We start from the raw sequence: 16068 nt of genomic DNA, 5'->3' as shown, positions 1-16068 counted from the left end.
GAACGGTCCATTAAACTTTCCGAACCACATGCCCGGAAGCTCGCCGAACCACACAAACGGAATATCAATAACTTACACCGTTCGTCCTGAGCGGGCCTGTGCTGAGTTTATCGAAGCATCGAAGGGCCCTGTCCTGAGTCGGCCGAAGGGCTTCGTGATTTTTTACGAGACTATCAAAGAACAAACCGAAGACAAACACAACTTTCAGAAATTCCTTGACAGTCCATCCCGGATTTACTATAACGTGCATATACACATTATTCCGGGACGGGTGTTTTCCGGGATCGTTACGCCGACAAGCCCTGTCCCACGGAACCGACAAAGACTCAAAGGAGGTTGGAAATGAGCGAAGAAAATGGAGAGAAGAACAATTGTGGAAGTTGTGCATCCGGAGGGCATCCGGATCAGGAAGCCCTGGACGAACTGAAAGATCGACTTGAGGTTCAGAACATCACCTGCAACATCAAGCACAAGATCATCGTTCTTTCAGGCAAGGGAGGGGTGGGCAAGAGTACCGTGGCGGCCAACATGGCCGTGGCCCTGTCGCTTCAGGACAAGAGGGTGGGGTTGATGGACATCGACATCCATGGGCCTTCCATTCCCAGAATGCTTGGGCTGGAAGATGGGGTCCCGAAGAAATCTCCGGACGGTCTTGTTCCGATCCGTTATAATCCGAACCTGCTGGTGGTGTCGATCGGTTTCCTGGTCCCGGATCGGGACCACGCCGTCATTTGGCGGGCCCCATTGAAGCATGGTCTGATCCGGCAGTTTATTACGGAGGTGCAGTGGGGTGTACTCGATTATCTGATTGTGGACTGTCCCCCGGGGACGGGCGACGAACCACTCTCCGTCGTCCAGCTTCTGGAAGATGCCGACGGAGCGGTCGTGGTGACGACGCCTCAGGGTATCGCCGTAGCCGACGTGAGGCGCTCCATTACCTTTTGCAGGAATACAAACCTTCCTGTTTTGGGCGTCATTGAGAACATGAGCGGCTTCGTCTGTCCGAACTGTAAAGAACATGTCGACATCTTCAGCAGGGGGGGAGGCCAATCAATGGCCACGGAACTTGATGTCCCCTTCCTCGGACGCATTCCCATCGATCCGCTCATGGTCGAATCCTGCGATCGGGGAAAACCGTTCATGGATACTTATGGTCAGAGCAACACGGCAAAGGCCTTTGAGCCGACCATCAAAACACTGCTGGAACTTCGTGGCCCGATGCATAAAAACGGCGGTATTTGAGCCGGTTCCAAAGGAGGATGACTTATAGGGTCGAGCTGCACATTGCATACGGACCTATCCATGTGCAGCCCGATTCCCAACAATCAATCTTGCAAGGCTTGTTGAACAGCCAGCCCGATCTGCGTGATCAAGTATGGTTTCTTGATAAACTGTCCAACGTCAAACGCCTGCGCTTTCTTCACCTCATCGTCCCGGGAGAAGCCGCTGGCGGCGACGGCCTTTTGGCCGGGATGTATCCGGGTGACCGCTTCGTAGGTCCGCTACCCGTCCATGCCGAAAAAAACAAAAAGGCCCCGACGGACAAGCCGTCGGGGCAACAGGGTCAAACTAGTCAACCACTCAGGCGATTATCAGACCCTGAGTTCTTTTTACAGTTTTTCTTCTTTCGAGTCTATTCCCCGAAAGTGTACAAAAGGATTGTGTCATGGCCCTGTTCATAAATACGGAGGCCTGTCTGCGGACGGGCCTGAACAGGCAGGCCCTCCGGGTATGTCAGAGGGTTTACGAACAGGCCTGCCTCCTTTTAGCCCATCCCGCAAGCCGCAGGCCGAAATCAGCCCGCCCTGCTTACCGCAATGCCGCCTGGGCCGCGGCCAAACGGGCAATCGGCACCCGGAAGGGGGAACAGCTCACATAATTCAGCCCGACACGATGAAAGAACTCGATTGATGCAGGATCACCGCCGTGCTCACCGCAGATCCCAATCTTCAGATTCTTTCGGGTTTTTCTCCCTTTCCGGACTCCAAGGGCCACCAACTCGCCGACACCGCTTTGATCCAGTGTCTGAAAAGGATCCGCCGTAAGGATCTTCCGGTCAAGGTATTCCGGCAGGAAAGAACCGATATCGTCGCGGGAAAAGCCAAAGGTCGTCTGTGTGAGATCATTGGTGCCGAAGGAGAAAAACTCCGCGTGTTCTGCGATCTTATCCGCGGCAACGCAGGCCCGCGGCACCTCGATCATCGTTCCGATCATGTAGGGGAATTTCCCTTTCTTCTGCGTGACCTCCCGAGCGACATTTTCCACAAGGATCCGCTGATTCTCCAACTCCGAGGGACTCCCCACGAGGGGAATCATTACTTCGGGATAAACCTTGTGCCCTTTTCGGGTCAGCTCGGCGGCCGCTTCAAAGATCGCCCGAGCCTGCATCTCCGTAACCTCCGGATAGGTGATCCCGAGACGGCAGCCCCGGTGTCCCAGCATCGGGTTAAGTTCATGGAGCTGGGCGATGCGTGCTTCCAGCTTCTTCGTGGTTATCCCGAGGTCTTTCGCAAGCTCCCGGGTCTGCTGCTTGTCGAGGGTGACGAATTCATGAAGCGGCGGGTCGAGGGTCCGGATGGTCACAGGGCATCCTTCCATTGCCTTGAGGATTCCCATAAAATCTTTTTTCTGAAAAGGCAGAAGCTTCATCACGGCTTTACGCCGTCCGGCGTCATCCTCGGCGACAATCATCTCACGAATCGCCTTGATTCGCTCCGGTCCGAAGAACATATGTTCCGTCCGGCAGAGGCCGATCCCCTCGGCACCAAAAGTCCGTGCCAGGGCCGCATCGGCCGGTGATTCGGCATTGGTCCGGACCCCGAGTTTCCGGGTCTTGTCCGCCCATTTCATGAGGGTCTTGTAATGGGGGTCTTTCTCCGGATCGACGGAGTGCAGGTTCAACTTCCCCGGATAGACCAGCCCCCTGGTTCCATTCAAGGTGATCCATTCCCCTTCCTTGATCACCACCTTCCCGACGGAGACTTCCCGTTTCTTCAGATTAATGTCCAGGTCGCCGCATCCCACGATACAGCATTTTCCCCATCCGCGGGCAACCAGGGCGGCGTGGCTCGTCATTCCACCCTTGGCTGTCAGCACCGCTTCCGCGGCATGCATTCCGTGGACATCCTCGGGGGAAGTCTCGTTCCGGACCAGGATCACCTTCTTCCCTTTCTTGGCCCAGGATTCCGCATCATCGGCGGTAAAGACCACTTGTCCCCAGGCCCCACCGGGTCCGGCGGGAAGTCCTTTCGCAAGGACTCTGGCTTTCTTCTCCGCTGCGGGATCAACCATGGGATGAAGGAGTTCATCCAACTGGTGGGGCGCAACCCGAAGCAGGGCCTCTTTCTGAGAGATCAGACGCTCCTTGGCCATTTCCACGGCCATCCGTACGGCGGCCGTCCCGTTCCGTTTCCCGACGCGGGTCTGAAGCATCCAGAGCTTCCCGTCCTGAATGGTAAACTCCAGGTCCTGCATATCCCGAAAGTGAGTCTCCAGCTTCTTCTGAATTCTGACCAGTTGTTTGTAAATCCGAGGCATCTCTTCTTCCAGAGACTGGAGTTTGCTGCTCCCCTTCTGCTTTTTGTTGATCGGTTGCGGTGTCCGGGTCCCGGCCACTACATCTTCGCCCTGTGCATTCATCAGATATTCACCGAAGAAGACATGCTCACCCGTGGCCGGGTTTCGGGTAAAGGCAACGCCTGTGCCGCTTTGCGCTCCGGTGTTTCCGAAGACCATGGACTGGACATTGACCGCCGTCCCCCATTCTTCCGGAATCCCTTCGATCTTCCGGTAGGAAATCGCCCGTTTCCCGTTCCAGGAAAGAAAAACGGCGCCGATCCCGCCCCAGAGTTGTTCCATGGGATCGTCTGGAAAGGACTTCCCCAGAACTTTCCGGATCTTCTTTTTAAAGAGAGTACAAAGTTTTTTCAGATCATCGACCGACAGGTCCGTATCTGATTCGTACCCCTTTGCCTTTTTCATCTTTTCTATTTCATGCTCAAACTGCTGGCGGATCCCTTGATCTTCCTGGGGTTCGATCCCTGCGGCCTTCTCCATTACCACATCGGCATACATCATGATCAGGCGGCGATAGGCATCATAGACAAAGCGCTCGTTACCGCTCCGGGCGATCATGCCGGGAATCGTCCGGGTGGTCAAACCGACGTTCAGGACCGTTTCCATCATGCCCGGCATCGACTGCCGGGCACCGGAACGGACGGAAACCAACAGAGGCCTTTCCGGGTCGCCGAACTTCATTTCCATCGCCTTCTCCACCTTTGCCAGGGCGTCTTCCACCTGCTGCTTCAGACCGGCGGGGTAGTTCCGACGGTTTTTGTAGAATTCCGTACAAACATCCGTGGTAATCGTAAAACCGGCGGGAACAGGGATTCCAAGGTTGGTCATCTCCGCCAGACCGGCGCCCTTTCCGCCGAGGAGCTCCTTCCAGGTCCCTTTTCCATCCGCCTTCCCATTTGCAAAGAGGTATACGTACTTATTCTTCTTGGCCATTACTTCCTCCCTTCCAAAATGAAAAGCCAAACCAGTATTCAGGTTTCTTGATTTACGGGATCTTCCCTGCAAACCGGTCAACAGGTCGGTGTGCAATGCCTGCCGGATAGATGCAGCAGGCTGTTTGCATGCAACACGCAGGCGGACATTCGAGCGCCGCACGATTTACAACCAGCATCATTTGTCAACCGGATGAGACAATATAAATGAAATCCGGAGCCGAGGCAACCAAAAAGGAAATCATTCAATGACAATCCTGGAAAAATCGGCAATCGGAGAAATCAATGAGGCAATACGGGTCAGCAGGGCAAGCCGGTTGTTCCGGATCGCCTTCTCCTTGTCCATGACCAGGACCCCTTCGAAAAATTGATCGATCGGGTCCCGCAAGGCAGCAATGGCATTCAGCGCCCCACCGTATTGACCCGTATCCAGCAACGCCGGAAGCTCGTCCTCCACCTTCGCCGCCGCCTCGAAGAGATCCCGCTCACAGGTTTCTTTAAACAGGGCCGGGTCGACATCACTCCCATGATGATCTTTGATGATATTCATCGCCCGCTTGCAGACCACGGTAAAGGGCTCAAAGAGAGGCTCCTCCCGAAAACGGGAGAGTGCTTCCACCCGGGCCCGGGTTTCTCGAACACGGTCAAAACCGGCCCCTAAAACGGCATCGACCGTATCATATCGATGTTCTTCACCCGTTAGCATTGCGGAAAGCCTTCCCCTGAAATAGCCGAGGATTTCATCACGGCACGCTCCGGTATCCACATCGACTTTCCCCTGTAACGCCTGCAGTGCAACCTCGGTCATCTCTCCCAATCCCACGGGATATCCTTTCTTCTGCAGGATTCCCAGGATCGCCAGGGTCTGACGACGCAGGGCATAGGGATCGACGGAACCGGAAGGTTTCAGCCCAACCGCAAAACAGCCGGCAATGGTATCCATCTTGTCGGCCAGGCTCACCACGGCGCCCAGGTCGCTCTCCGGGAGAAGATCTCCCACGAAACGGGGCCGGTAATGCTCCTCGATAGCAGAGGCAACGGCATCGGACTCTCCGGACAGAAGAGCATACTCCCGCCCCATCACCCCCTGCAGGGAAGGAAACTCTCCGACCATCTCCGTACAGAGATCGGCCTTGCAGAGCGACACCACCCGGTCCAATGCATCCGGGTCGATAAGGCCGATCTTTTCCGCCAGTCCCTGAGCCAGTTTCCGGATCCGCTCCACTTTCTCCGCCAAGGTTCCTAACTTTTCTTGAAAGGTCACCCCTTGCAAGGATGCAGTAAAGTCCGACAAGGAATGTTTCCGATCGGTTTCGAAGAAGTAGGCCGCGTCCGTCAACCGGGCCCGCAACACCCGTTCGTTGCCGGCGACAATCGTCGACGTATCCTTGGGACGGGTATTACTCACGGTGATGAAATAGGGAATCAGATCGCCCTTTTTGTTTTCCATGGAGAAATAGCGTTGATGTTCCCGCATGGACGTAATCAACACCTGCCGGGGGATCGCAAGAAAATCGGTATCAAAGCCGCCGCAGAGGACCGTGGGAAACTCCACCAGGCAGGCCACCTCCTGAAGCAACGCCTCATCCGGGATCACCCTCCCCTTCACCTCTTTTTCAATCGCTGAAATCTGGCGATGTATGACATCCACCCGCTCCTGAAGATCGTACATGACGAAACGCTCGCGGGCGGAGGCCTTGTAGGATTTGTAGCTGTGTACGGTAAACGAGCCGGGACTCATGAAGCGGTGCCCCCGGGAAAGATTCCCGCTGCGGATCCCGTCAATCTCGAAAGGGATCACTGCATCATCATAAATCGCCAGAACCCAGTGAATCGGACGGACGAAGCGAAGCGTCCCGCTTCCCCAGCGCATCGATTTGGGAAAATGAATGGAAGTGATTATTTTCGGCAAGCCGTCGGAGAGAAGTTCCGGCGTCTCCCGGCCGGTTTCTTCCCGAATGACGGCAAGATAGTCTCCCCGGGGGGTCTCCTCAATGATCAGGTCGGAGACCTCCACTCCCTGGCTCCGGGCAAAACCGGTGGCGGCCTTCGTGGGATTCCCTTCTTTGTCGTAACCTGCGGATTTGGGCGGACCGATCACCTTCCGGCTCAGATCTTCCTGACGATCGGCCAGACCTTCCACATGGAGAATCAGCCGGCGCGGGGTGGCGTAGCACCGGACCGCGTTGAAGGACAACCGTTCCTCGGCACAGAATTTTTCACAGAGAGTCTGCAGATGCGCCATCGCCCCGGGCAGAAAAGCGGCGGGGATCTCTTCGGTTCCGATTTCCAGCAACAGTTCTTTGACCATGGAACGGCTTTTCCTCGGGAGATCGTCAGCTCTTTACCGACGGCTCGGATGCCTTTTCTGTGAGGGGAAATCCCTTCTCTTCACGGAGTTCCAGATACCCCCGGGCACATTTTCGCGCGAGGTTCCGGACCCGGCCGATGTAGCCGGTCCGTTCCGTAACACTGATGGCACCCCGGGCATCAAGCATATTGAAGGCATGAGAACATTTTAGACAGTAATCGTAAGCGGGAAGGGCCAGCCCCGCCTTGCTCAGGCGGAGGGATTCCTTCTCATACAGATCAAAAAGTGTCAACTGCATGGCCACATCGGCCTCTTCAAAATTGTAGCGGGAAAACTGCACCTCATCTTCGTGATGAATGTCTCCGTAGGTCAGCCTCTGGTCCCATTGCAGGGCATAGACGTTGTCCACCTGCTGCAAGTACATACAGATCCGCTCCAGTCCATAGGTGATCTCCGACGTGACCGGGGTCAGGTCGATGCCGCCCACCTGCTGAAAATAAGTAAACTGGGTAATCTCCATCCCGTCGAGCCAGACCTCCCACCCGAGCCCCCAAGCCCCTAATGTCGGGGATTCCCAGTCGTCTTCCACGAAACGGATATCGTGCTGCAGCGGGTCGATCCCGATCTCCACGAGACTTTCCAGATAGACATCCTGAATCTCCTTGGGAGAGGGTTTCATCACGACCTGAAATTGATAATAGTGTTGCAGGCGGTTGGGGTTATTCCCATACCGGCCGTCCGTCGGCCGACGGGACGGCTCCACGTAGGCGGCGTTCCACGGTTCCGGACCAAGGGCTCTCAAGAAGGTGGCCGGATTGAAGGTCCCCGCCCCGACTTCGGTATCATACCCCTGATGGATCAGACACCCTTTTTTGGCCCAAAACCCCTGCAGGGCGAGTATCAATTCCTGAAACGTCACCGGTTCCTGCTCCAATTCATTAAAATGCAGACAACGGGGAATGGTAACAAAGTAAGATAAACTTTGTCAAGAAAATCTAATCTTTTTCCGAGGTTTCGGAAGATTCTCCGGAGAGGTTTTTCTTCGTGATCATCCCGTCGCGAAGAAGTTTATTGTATTTCATCACGCCGAGACACTGCTCCGCCTTCGGGCAGTGATCCAGACAGGTCGCCTCCTTGACGCGGCTCACCTTCCCGCCGCACCGGGGGCATTCGGCGGTCATTTCGTCGGACCAGATCTCCACCCTGGCGCCGCATTCCTTGCAACAAAATTCTTCGGGAGACGGCTGAATAAATTTTTTGGACCCGGGACAGGCGTTTTCAAAGCTCATAACGATCTCTCCATCAGTGAAAAATTGATCTACCCTGAAGGCGGTTCAGACCTTGTCTTTCCAGGTCTCGATAAAATTACGAAAGGAGCGGTCCCATCCCTTTTCCACGTCATCAGGAAAGAAGCAGGCCGGCAGTTCACGATTCGCCCGATGATAGGCCACGCAACGACAGCAGAGTCCAGTCTTGTCACAGGAAGTATAGGAACAGTTACAGTCCGACAGATTCTGCTGAATGTTGGGACACGCTTTTTTTATCTTTGCATAGTTCATAAAACTTTCCCTCTCCTGTTTCACTCTCTCCTGTCTCAGCAGGTCAGATGGAAAGCTCCGGCCACGCCTCCTTGCTTCGATTCCTCATTAAATACTCTGCAGGCTTCACGGCTTTTCAGCACCATTGGCTCGACCCCCGCATCCCGCAGGAAGGAAACCGCTTCTTCCGGAACTTGCATCTTCCCATCCATCCCGGTCCCGATCACCAGGAGCCGAAGAGGAACCATCATCACCGATGCCAGATCTTCCTCCTGCAACCGATGCCCTTCCTTGCGCCACCAGGGGTCGATCACCCGGCCGGGAAGCAGGATGACATCGTTGCGGTATTCCCTCCCTTCCACCACCAACCTGCCGAAATCATAGGAATCGATATTCATAACCTGTTATTCGAGAGTGATCGCATCCACGGGACAGTTCTCGGCAGCAGCTTCGCAGCAACCGGCAATGTCGCACCCGTCTTCGTCGATCACCTCCGCCTTTTCCGTATCCTCATTTAAAAAAAACACGGCCGGGCAAATATCCGAACAGCTTCCACAACCGATGCATTTCTCCTCATCCACGACAGGGGTCATTTCCTATTCCTCATCAAACGGTTCCATTCAAGATAAAATAAAATTACATCGCCCGTATTAAACTTAGCAAATTCCCCGAAAAGGGTCAAGCCGACGGCAAAATTTCGGTGTCCGATGGTAACAAAGGAGATGCTGCCGTTAAGGAATACCCCTCCCGGCGGTGCGGAAAGCCCGCTCTTTGCGGGCAGATTCGACATCAAATCTCGGTGGAAGAACGATGCAGTGTAAACTTGCAGGATCTATCAAAGGGACCGGTGGAAAGGATCCGGTTTTTCAGCTCCAGGTAGATCAGAAGGGTGTGAACTCCCCGGAACCGGATGCCGAAGACCTATGCTGTTTTTTCCAGGACCCGATCCGTTTCTTTTGGAAAAACAGATTGCGGCATTCGGGTCGTTTCCGCCATTCCGGCCTGGCCCAAGCAATGCCTCTTCAACTCGTCGAGCAACCCGACGACATCATGAGAGATCTCTTCAATCTCCCCCAACAATGTTTCGGCTGCATGGAGATCTCCGGCATTGAAACGTTCGATGCAAAGTCGGGCTTTTTCATGCAACTGTTTATGAGGCGAATCCAGCGCGATGAATTCACCATAAACGCCGCAGATATCCTTTCCCTCTCCGAAATACCACTTGCCCAGCCTGCATTGATGGTGATCGGTCATTTCTTTAGGAGCAATCCTCTCTTCTCCGTACACCATCTTGTAAAGACGCTGGACCCAGAAACGATGGTCCGCCTTGGTCAGTTCCAGCAAGGTGGCCGGTTCCGGATCGATCCGGAAATGGCCGAGAGACGAATTCAGATCCGCAATAATCCCGGACGTCTTGTTGATTCCGGAAAGTAAATTTTTTCCATGGTTTGAAATCGCCCGGGCGGAATCGGAAATTTTGTGGATATTCGCTGCGATCTCTTCCGTAGCCGTGGTTTGTTCGTTGACGGCCGCCGTGATCTGTGTGATCTGTTCGGAGGAATCCTGGACTGCATCGACAATTTCCGTAAGGATCGATTGCGTTTTGATCATCGATTCATGACTCTCTTTAATTTCCCTGACCGCTTTCTCGGTGGATTCGGACGTATCCCGGGCCTCCTTCTGGATCGAAGTGATCGTGGTCGTGATCCGACCGGTGGCCTGCATGGTTTTTTCCGCTAATTTTCGGACTTCTTCCGCGACAACGGAAAACCCCCTTCCGGCATTACCGGCACGGGCCGCCTCGATCGCTGCATTTAATGCGAGAAGATTCGTCTGGTCCGCGATATCCTCAATCAGCCCGATAATTTCTCCAACGTTCTCCGTTTTGGCATCCAACTGGTTGATCATGGAAGCCAGTTTTTCGGATGTATCGGAAAGAAGGCCGATATGATCCATCGTAACACGCAGCGCCTCCTTTCCTTTTTCCCCCAGTTTCAGAACCTTCCCGGAGGTCTCTGAAGCAACGTCACAGTTACGGGCAATATCGGCAACCGTCTGTGAGATTTCTTCGGAAGCAGTTGCAATGGCCGCCGACTGTTCCTGCTGCATATCCGCTTCGATCCGGCTCTTCTGCGCTTCCACCGACAACACGCTGTTTTCGGAAGCCAGAACGGCGGAGGATTGCAAAATATGATCAATGGACTGTCCGGTCTTGCAGGTCATGTTGTGCAACGATTGTTGCAATCTCCTGGAAATTGTTTTTAAGGATGTCTTGTGATGAACGCTCAGATTCCCTTCGGACACTTGTTGGACGAATTGTGATATTTCTTCCGACTGTGAATGCATCCTGAGAAAAAATCTGAAGACCATGATCACTGTCGCTGCGAACAAAACCAGCAGGAGAATGACTATTCCAGAGGAGAAGCCGTTCATTCCATGAAAAACATAAAAAACCGGGACGGCAATAAGCGCAAGGAACGTGTAGATGGTCTTCTCCAGGTGAGATCCCATGGTCTTCCTCCTCATTTATGACCTGAACGAAAGAACTTATCTAACGTGAACAATGAATGATATCGGTAAATAATATCCCATACTTTAGATGTTTTTCCCGGATCAGGGAAAAAGCACTTTAATTCGGTCCTTTCCGCCACCATACAAACCGATTTTTCGGGAACAAACAAGTGTTTGATGAAACACTATGCCCGCGGATGATGTTTTTCGAAGACCTTTTTCAGCCGTTCCCTGGTGACATGCGTATAGATCTGGGTAGTGGAGATATCGGCATGGCCGAGCATCATCTGGACCGACCGGAGGTCGGCGCCGTTTTCGAGGAGATGGCTGGCAAAGGAGTGGCGGAGAGTATGGGGAGAGATCGTCTTCCGGATCCCGGCACGCAGGGCATATTTTTTGATGATTTTGAAAAAACCCTGACGGCTCATCGGGTCTCCGAAACGGTTGGGAAAAAGGATGTCCGAAAATTTCAATTTGATCAGGCGCCGTCGGCCGGCTGACAAATACTCCTCAATCTTCTTCCGCGCGGCATCCCCCATGGGAACCAACCGCTCCTTGCTCCCCTTGCCGAGGGTGACCAGGTAGCCCACCTCTAAATTGAGATCCGCCAGACGAAGGCCCACCAGTTCACTGACCCGCAGTCCCGTGGCATAGAGGAGTTCCAGCATCGCCCGGTCCCGCATGCCGAGGGGGTTGGCCGGGTCCGGGGATGCAAGGAGTTTATCCACATCGGCAGGTGTCAGGGTCTCCGGAAGGTGCTGCAAACCTTTCGGGGTTTCGACATTCTCCGTGGGATCGGTTACGGCTTTCCCTTCGAGGATTAAAAAACGGAAGAAGGCCCGCACACTGACCATGCGCCGCCGGACAGTGGAGAGCTGGAGCCCCGACCGCTTGATCCGAACCTGATAGGAGAGGACGGCATGACGGTCCACCTGTTCAAGCTTCGTAATCTTTTCGTTTTTCAGGAAAGCAAAGAAATGATTGAGGTCCCTCCGGTAGGCAATCAAGGTATTGTCGGCCAACCCCTTTTCGACCTGGATATAGCTGAGAAATTCTGCGAGGATACGCTCCATAATTCAATCACCCGATGCCGTTCATTGGAATGCTTTTGCGGACTTCATCCGTGCGACCGGGGTGGACAACAGCAGAGACCATGCCGTGTCTCCCCTTCCCCCGGGCAAGAACCTTTCCCCACGGGTCGACAATCATCGATCCGCCGCAGAAGGAAGTCCTTCCCGTTTTGCCGACACGGTTGCACCCGGCCACAAAAGCCTGGTTCTCAATCGCCCGGGCAACCAGGAGCGTCTCCCAATGGGCACACCTCGGCTTCGGCCACTGTGCCGGAACGAGGATCAGCCATCCCCCCGATCTGTGGAAGGTCCGGAAGGATTCGGGGAAGCGGAGGTCAAAACAGATCGCCACGCCGATCTTTCCGTACTTCGTGTCAAAGACCTTCCGGCTCCGCCGGGTGGAAAAGTACCGGTCCTCCTCCATCGGAGAGAAGAGATACTGTTTGACATAACGACCGAGAACCCTGCCGTCTTCAACGAGGAAGGCGGTGTTCAGGAGATGCTCTCCCCTTCGCTCCGGAAGGGAACCGACGATGAGTGAGGAGTGGTCCCGGCTGATACGGCAGAGTTCTTTGAGAATCGCCGGTGTCTTGTGGGCTGTGGCCTCAATCTCCGGCCAGGCAAAATCACCGGACCAGATCTCCGGCAGAAGAACAATCCCTCCCTTCTTCCGGACGATCGAACCGAGCGTGTGCAACACCCGGTCTACGCAGCCACCTCCATCCTTTGACGTATCCATCTGCAGGAGTGTCAGCGGAACTCCCTTTCCCTTTCGTTTCATGCTTTTATAGTAGTGAAAGGCGGCGGGCTTTGCAAGTGAAAGAGGGAGCCTCCGGATCCCGCATTTTGAGAGCTCGATTGAAACGCGCCGGACGAAAGCCGGATCTTTCATTCCATGTTCGGCACTACACAGGGTTCTTCGCAGGCTTTGAATCGAGCAGGAAATCGAGGACGGTAACGAATTCCTCCCGGTCGGAAGCGGACATCTCGACCACGCCCGTGTCCATCCGGATGGCGTCCACGGGACAGGCCTCCACACAAAATCCGCACATGACGCACCGGTCAAGGTTGATCCTGAATTCGACGGGATATTTTTCGATCGTCGGGTCCGGGCTCTCCGCCGCCCGGATGTGAATACAGTTGGCCGGACAGATGGTCGGACACATCATGCAGGCGACACATTTCGGGCTCCCGTCTTCCCGCCGCAGCAGACGGTGCCGCGCCCGGTAGCCTGCGGGGATCGGTCTGCACTCTTCCGGGTACTGGATCGTCACCGCCCCCCGGCGCTTCTTCACCACACCCAACGCCCGGCCGATATGCATCAGGAAATTCCGGAAGAAGTGCTTCCCCGTGATCCATAAGCCCCTGAGAATCTCTGCAAGATAGAGCCGCTCCGGAAAGTTCAATCGTTTTTGAGAAATTCGATCCTTCTTCATTTCACGCACCCCATGTCAGCAGAACCATGCCGGTAACCAGGATATTGAGAAGCGACAACGGCAGAAGTACCTTCCATCCGAGTCGCATCAACTGGTCGTACCGGAACCGGGGCAGGGTCCAGCGCACAAGCATCTGAAACCAGCAGAAGAAGACCACCTTCCCCAAGAATGCGCCAATCTGCAACCCCAGGACAATGCCTTCCGGAAGGGCGATGGATCCCCCGCCCGGGAAAAGAAAGCCGGCCGGCGTCAGATAAGGAACCTGCCATCCACCGAAGAAGAGGACCGCAATGAGTCCCGACATGACAACAATCTCGACGAACTCGCCCAACCACATCATCCCGAACTTCATCCCGCTGTATTCGACAAAGAAGCCGATGATCTCCGATTCCCCTTCGGGAAGATCAAAGGGGATCCGCTTCGTCTCTGCGATGGCGGCGGTAAAAAAGATCAGGAAACCTATGGGCTGGACCAGGATCCCCCACCGGGGAAAAACGCCGAAGAGTAACCCGCCCTGCGCCTCGGAGATCGCGGCCGGACTGAGAGAACCGAAGACCATCAACAAACCGATAACGGAAAGCCCCATGGAGACCTCATAAGAGATCGTCTGGGCAGCGCCCCGCAGGGCACCCAACAAACCGTAACGGTTTCCCGATGCCCAGCCGGCCAGTACGACACCGTAGATGGAAAGCCCCGTGATGACAAAGACGAAGAGAATCCCGATGGGCGGGTCGGCCACCTGCAGGGTGATCTCCCGGCCGAAGAGATGAACCGGCGGCCCGAAGGGGATCACGGCAAAGGCGGCTAGGGCCGTCGTAAAGGCGATCCAGGGGGCGAGGGTGTGCAGAAAACGATCCCCCGACGGGGGGATAAAATCCTCCTTGGTCAGCAGTTTGATCGCATCGGCCAGGGGATGGAAGAGACCGAGCATACGAAACCCGAAGATGTCGGCCCGGTTGGCGCCGATCCGATCCTGCATGAGTGCACTCTGCTTCCGTTCCACCCAGGTGAGCAGAACAGCCATGGTCATGAGAAAACCGATCATGATAAAGATCTTGGCCAGGAGGATCAACACCGTCATCCCTGCTCCTCCTCAACCGAATTTTCATGCCGGCACGCCTCTTCCCCTTTCAGTCCGAGGAGCAGGGATAACCGCCCCAGAATCTCTTCATCGGGGAGGGCCTCCTCCAGAGGAGGCAGGACCGCAGAGAAGGTCTGCTCCTCCCCTTCAAAATTGACGAAACTCCCTGCCGTCTCCGCCGTCATGGCCGAAGGGAGGAGCATCCGGGCAAAGTCATCCTCCGGACCTTCCATGCTTCGTTGCAGGATCAGGATTCCCCCGGCAGAGGGGATGGAAAAAGAGGAGGTCTCCTCAAAAAAACGGGGCAGATCGTCTCCGATAACGTAGAGGAGCTTGATCTTGCCCGTCGCCCATCCCCTCAGGACCCCTTCGGTGACCGCTCCCGGATCCCCATCAGGAAAACCCGCAGCGACAAGTCCGCCCCGGTTCGGAAAACGGTCCCGCCGCAGAAGGATCGAATCCTCATCGGCCTCGGGATCGATAGAAGGTCCGGTCGCAATCCGGGTCAGACCGAGATCATCGACAAAGAGTTTCCGTACCCGGCGGGCCGTCCCGATCGTCACGGAGGGGAGCAGGATCAGCCCCATCCCCTCCGGACCAAAAGTATCGAGAACCTCCCGGATCCGCCGGGCAACCCGTTTGAGAGTCCGCTCCCATCCGGAGGGGACAAGTCTTTTGCCCTCCCGCAGCATCGGTTCCCGAAGTCGGCGTGCATCGTCTATGAACCGGTAAGCGTACCGTCCCCGGTCACAGATCCAGTGCCCGTTGACCTTCGGGTTGAAACGGGGTCGGAACCGGTAGACACGACGGTCGTTGATCTGGACGTCGCTCCGTTCATTATAGTCAACGGCAATATTGCACCCCCGGGCACAGTAAGGACAGATCGATTCTCCCCGGCGCAACATCCAGACCCGCTGTTGGAAACGGAATGTCCGGTCCGTCAACGCCCCCACGGGACAGAGGTCGACGATGTTCCCACAATAGGGATCGGTCAGGGTCTGACCGGGAAAAGTGGAGAGGACGGAGCGGGCGCCCCGTTCAAAAATACCCAGTCTCTGTTTCCCCGTCACCTCCTGAAGGAAGCGGACGCACCGGGAACAGAGGACACACCGCTCCTCATCCATCACGATCGTCGGCCCCAAAATATGGACCTTTCGTTTTTTCCACCGGGTCTCTTTGTACCGGGGGGTATAACGTGCATATTCCATGTAGTCGTCCTGAAGATAACACTCCCCGGCCTTATCGCAGATCGGGCAATCAAGAGGATGATTGATCAGAAGAAATTCGAGAACGGACCTCCGGGCGTCCATCACCTGTTCCGTGTAGGTATGAACCACCATCCCCTCCACTACCGGCGTGGTACAGGCGGTCTGGAGCTTGGGAATCTTTTCGACCTCCACCATACACATCCGGCAACTCCCGACGGCGGAAAGTCCGGGGTGATAACAGAAACGGGGGATAAAAATCCCCAGCCGGTCGGCCGCCTGCATGACCGTCGTCCCCGGTTCCACGGTAATCTTTCGGTCATCGATCATTAAGGTGGGCATTTATGAATCCTGCCTTCGAATTGACATGCACTTTGACTTTTTTATCATTTGTATTTCCCCGTGACA

General features: G+C 55.2%; 15 protein-coding genes. 2 read left to right on the top strand and 13 right to left on the bottom strand.

Translation table 11 applies throughout. From position 1 onward, the window contains the following. The first annotated feature begins 342 nt into the window (after positions 1 to 342). Together GXP58_05325 and GXP58_05320 are read left to right on the top strand one after the other, a co-directional pair. A complete protein-coding gene (locus GXP58_05325; protein ID NOY53028.1) occupies positions 343 to 1242 on the top strand; it encodes an Mrp/NBP35 family ATP-binding protein in 900 nt (299 codons plus the stop codon). A 17-nt stretch (positions 1243 to 1259) separates the two neighbouring features. Beyond that, entirely contained in the window at positions 1260 to 1682 is a 423-nt protein-coding gene (locus GXP58_05320; GenBank protein ID NOY53027.1) for a hypothetical protein, read from the top strand. A 127-nt stretch (positions 1683 to 1809) separates the two neighbouring features. Here GXP58_05320 and GXP58_05315 read toward each other — a convergent pair whose 3' ends face one another. The 13 genes from GXP58_05315 to GXP58_05255 form a co-directional block, all read right to left on the bottom strand. Further along, positions 1810 to 4509, bottom strand: a complete 2700-nt coding sequence (locus GXP58_05315) for a pyruvate, phosphate dikinase (GenBank protein ID NOY53026.1) — start codon at positions 4507 to 4509, stop codon at positions 1810 to 1812. A 240-nt stretch (positions 4510 to 4749) separates the two neighbouring features. Next, entirely contained in the window at positions 4750 to 6819 is a 2070-nt protein-coding gene (locus GXP58_05310; GenBank protein ID NOY53025.1) for a glycine--tRNA ligase subunit beta, read from the bottom strand. A gap of 25 nt (positions 6820 to 6844) precedes the next feature. Continuing rightward, complete coding sequence (locus GXP58_05305) at positions 6845 to 7738, bottom strand: glycine--tRNA ligase subunit alpha (protein NOY53024.1); 894 nt, start codon at positions 7736 to 7738, stop codon at positions 6845 to 6847. 76 nt (positions 7739 to 7814) lie between these two features. After that, positions 7815 to 8108: a zinc ribbon domain-containing protein gene (locus tag GXP58_05300; GenBank protein ID NOY53023.1), complete on the bottom strand. Its 294-nt coding sequence runs from the start codon at positions 8106 to 8108 to the stop codon at positions 7815 to 7817. A gap of 45 nt (positions 8109 to 8153) precedes the next feature. Beyond that, positions 8154 to 8378, bottom strand: a complete 225-nt coding sequence (locus GXP58_05295) for a cytosolic protein (GenBank protein ID NOY53022.1) — start codon at positions 8376 to 8378, stop codon at positions 8154 to 8156. A gap of 35 nt (positions 8379 to 8413) precedes the next feature. After that, the gene (locus GXP58_05290) at positions 8414 to 8755 is read right to left on the bottom strand and encodes a hypothetical protein (GenBank protein ID NOY53021.1); all 342 of its coding nucleotides are present in this window, start codon (positions 8753 to 8755) and stop codon (positions 8414 to 8416) included. Positions 8756 to 8761: 6 nt separating this feature from the next. Beyond that, positions 8762 to 8950: a ferredoxin gene (locus GXP58_05285; protein NOY53020.1), complete on the bottom strand. Its 189-nt coding sequence runs from the start codon at positions 8948 to 8950 to the stop codon at positions 8762 to 8764. A 328-nt stretch (positions 8951 to 9278) separates the two neighbouring features. After that, complete coding sequence (locus tag GXP58_05280) at positions 9279 to 10601, bottom strand: hypothetical protein (protein ID NOY53019.1); 1323 nt, start codon at positions 10599 to 10601, stop codon at positions 9279 to 9281. A gap of 452 nt (positions 10602 to 11053) precedes the next feature. Continuing rightward, on the bottom strand, positions 11054 to 11941 hold the full coding sequence (gene xerD, locus GXP58_05275) for a site-specific tyrosine recombinase XerD (GenBank protein NOY53018.1): 888 nt from the start codon (positions 11939 to 11941) through the stop codon (positions 11054 to 11056). 7 nt (positions 11942 to 11948) lie between these two features. After that, the gene (locus GXP58_05270) at positions 11949 to 12830 is read right to left on the bottom strand and encodes a carbon-nitrogen family hydrolase (protein ID NOY53017.1); all 882 of its coding nucleotides are present in this window, start codon (positions 12828 to 12830) and stop codon (positions 11949 to 11951) included. A 13-nt stretch (positions 12831 to 12843) separates the two neighbouring features. Further along, complete coding sequence (locus tag GXP58_05265) at positions 12844 to 13374, bottom strand: NADH-quinone oxidoreductase subunit I (protein NOY53016.1); 531 nt, start codon at positions 13372 to 13374, stop codon at positions 12844 to 12846. Between the two features lies 1 nt (position 13375). Next, positions 13376 to 14455 (bottom strand): NADH-quinone oxidoreductase subunit NuoH, encoded by a 1080-nt coding sequence (gene nuoH, locus GXP58_05260; GenBank protein ID NOY53015.1) that lies wholly within the window; start codon positions 14453 to 14455, stop codon positions 13376 to 13378. Next, a complete protein-coding gene (locus GXP58_05255) occupies positions 14452 to 16002 on the bottom strand; it encodes a 2Fe-2S iron-sulfur cluster binding domain-containing protein (GenBank protein NOY53014.1) in 1551 nt (516 codons plus the stop codon). Before GXP58_05255 ends, nuoH begins: the two co-directional genes overlap by 4 nt. Between the last annotated feature and the right edge of the window lie 66 nt (positions 16003 to 16068).

Source organism: Deltaproteobacteria bacterium (assembly GCA_013151235.1).
Taxonomy (GTDB): Bacteria; CG2-30-53-67; CG2-30-53-67; order CG2-30-53-67; family CG2-30-53-67; genus JAADIO01.
This window is presented reverse-complemented; position numbering and strand designations above follow the sequence as displayed.

What these genes read in the sequence shown, in the direction of transcription:
- GXP58_05325 (NOY53028.1), top strand. Translation starts at nt 343, where the DNA reads ATGAGCGAAGAAAATGGAGAGAAGAACAATTGTGGAAGTTGTGCATCC.
- GXP58_05320 (NOY53027.1), top strand. Translation starts at nt 1,260, where the DNA reads ATGACTTATAGGGTCGAGCTGCACATTGCATACGGACCTATCCATGTG.
- GXP58_05315 (NOY53026.1), bottom strand. Translation starts at nt 4,509, where the DNA reads ATGGCCAAGAAGAATAAGTACGTATACCTCTTTGCAAATGGGAAGGCG.
- GXP58_05310 (NOY53025.1), bottom strand. Translation starts at nt 6,819, where the DNA reads ATGGTCAAAGAACTGTTGCTGGAAATCGGAACCGAAGAGATCCCCGCC.
- GXP58_05300 (NOY53023.1), bottom strand. Translation starts at nt 8,108, where the DNA reads ATGAGCTTTGAAAACGCCTGTCCCGGGTCCAAAAAATTTATTCAGCCG.
- GXP58_05295 (NOY53022.1), bottom strand. Translation starts at nt 8,378, where the DNA reads ATGAACTATGCAAAGATAAAAAAAGCGTGTCCCAACATTCAGCAGAAT.
- GXP58_05290 (NOY53021.1), bottom strand. Translation starts at nt 8,755, where the DNA reads ATGAATATCGATTCCTATGATTTCGGCAGGTTGGTGGTGGAAGGGAGG.
- GXP58_05285 (NOY53020.1), bottom strand. Translation starts at nt 8,950, where the DNA reads ATGACCCCTGTCGTGGATGAGGAGAAATGCATCGGTTGTGGAAGCTGT.
- xerD (NOY53018.1), bottom strand. Translation starts at nt 11,941, where the DNA reads ATGGAGCGTATCCTCGCAGAATTTCTCAGCTATATCCAGGTCGAAAAG.
- GXP58_05270 (NOY53017.1), bottom strand. Translation starts at nt 12,830, where the DNA reads ATGAAAGATCCGGCTTTCGTCCGGCGCGTTTCAATCGAGCTCTCAAAA.
- GXP58_05265 (NOY53016.1), bottom strand. Translation starts at nt 13,374, where the DNA reads ATGAAGAAGGATCGAATTTCTCAAAAACGATTGAACTTTCCGGAGCGG.
- nuoH (NOY53015.1), bottom strand. Translation starts at nt 14,455, where the DNA reads ATGACGGTGTTGATCCTCCTGGCCAAGATCTTTATCATGATCGGTTTT.
- GXP58_05255 (NOY53014.1), bottom strand. Translation starts at nt 16,002, where the DNA reads ATGCCCACCTTAATGATCGATGACCGAAAGATTACCGTGGAACCGGGG.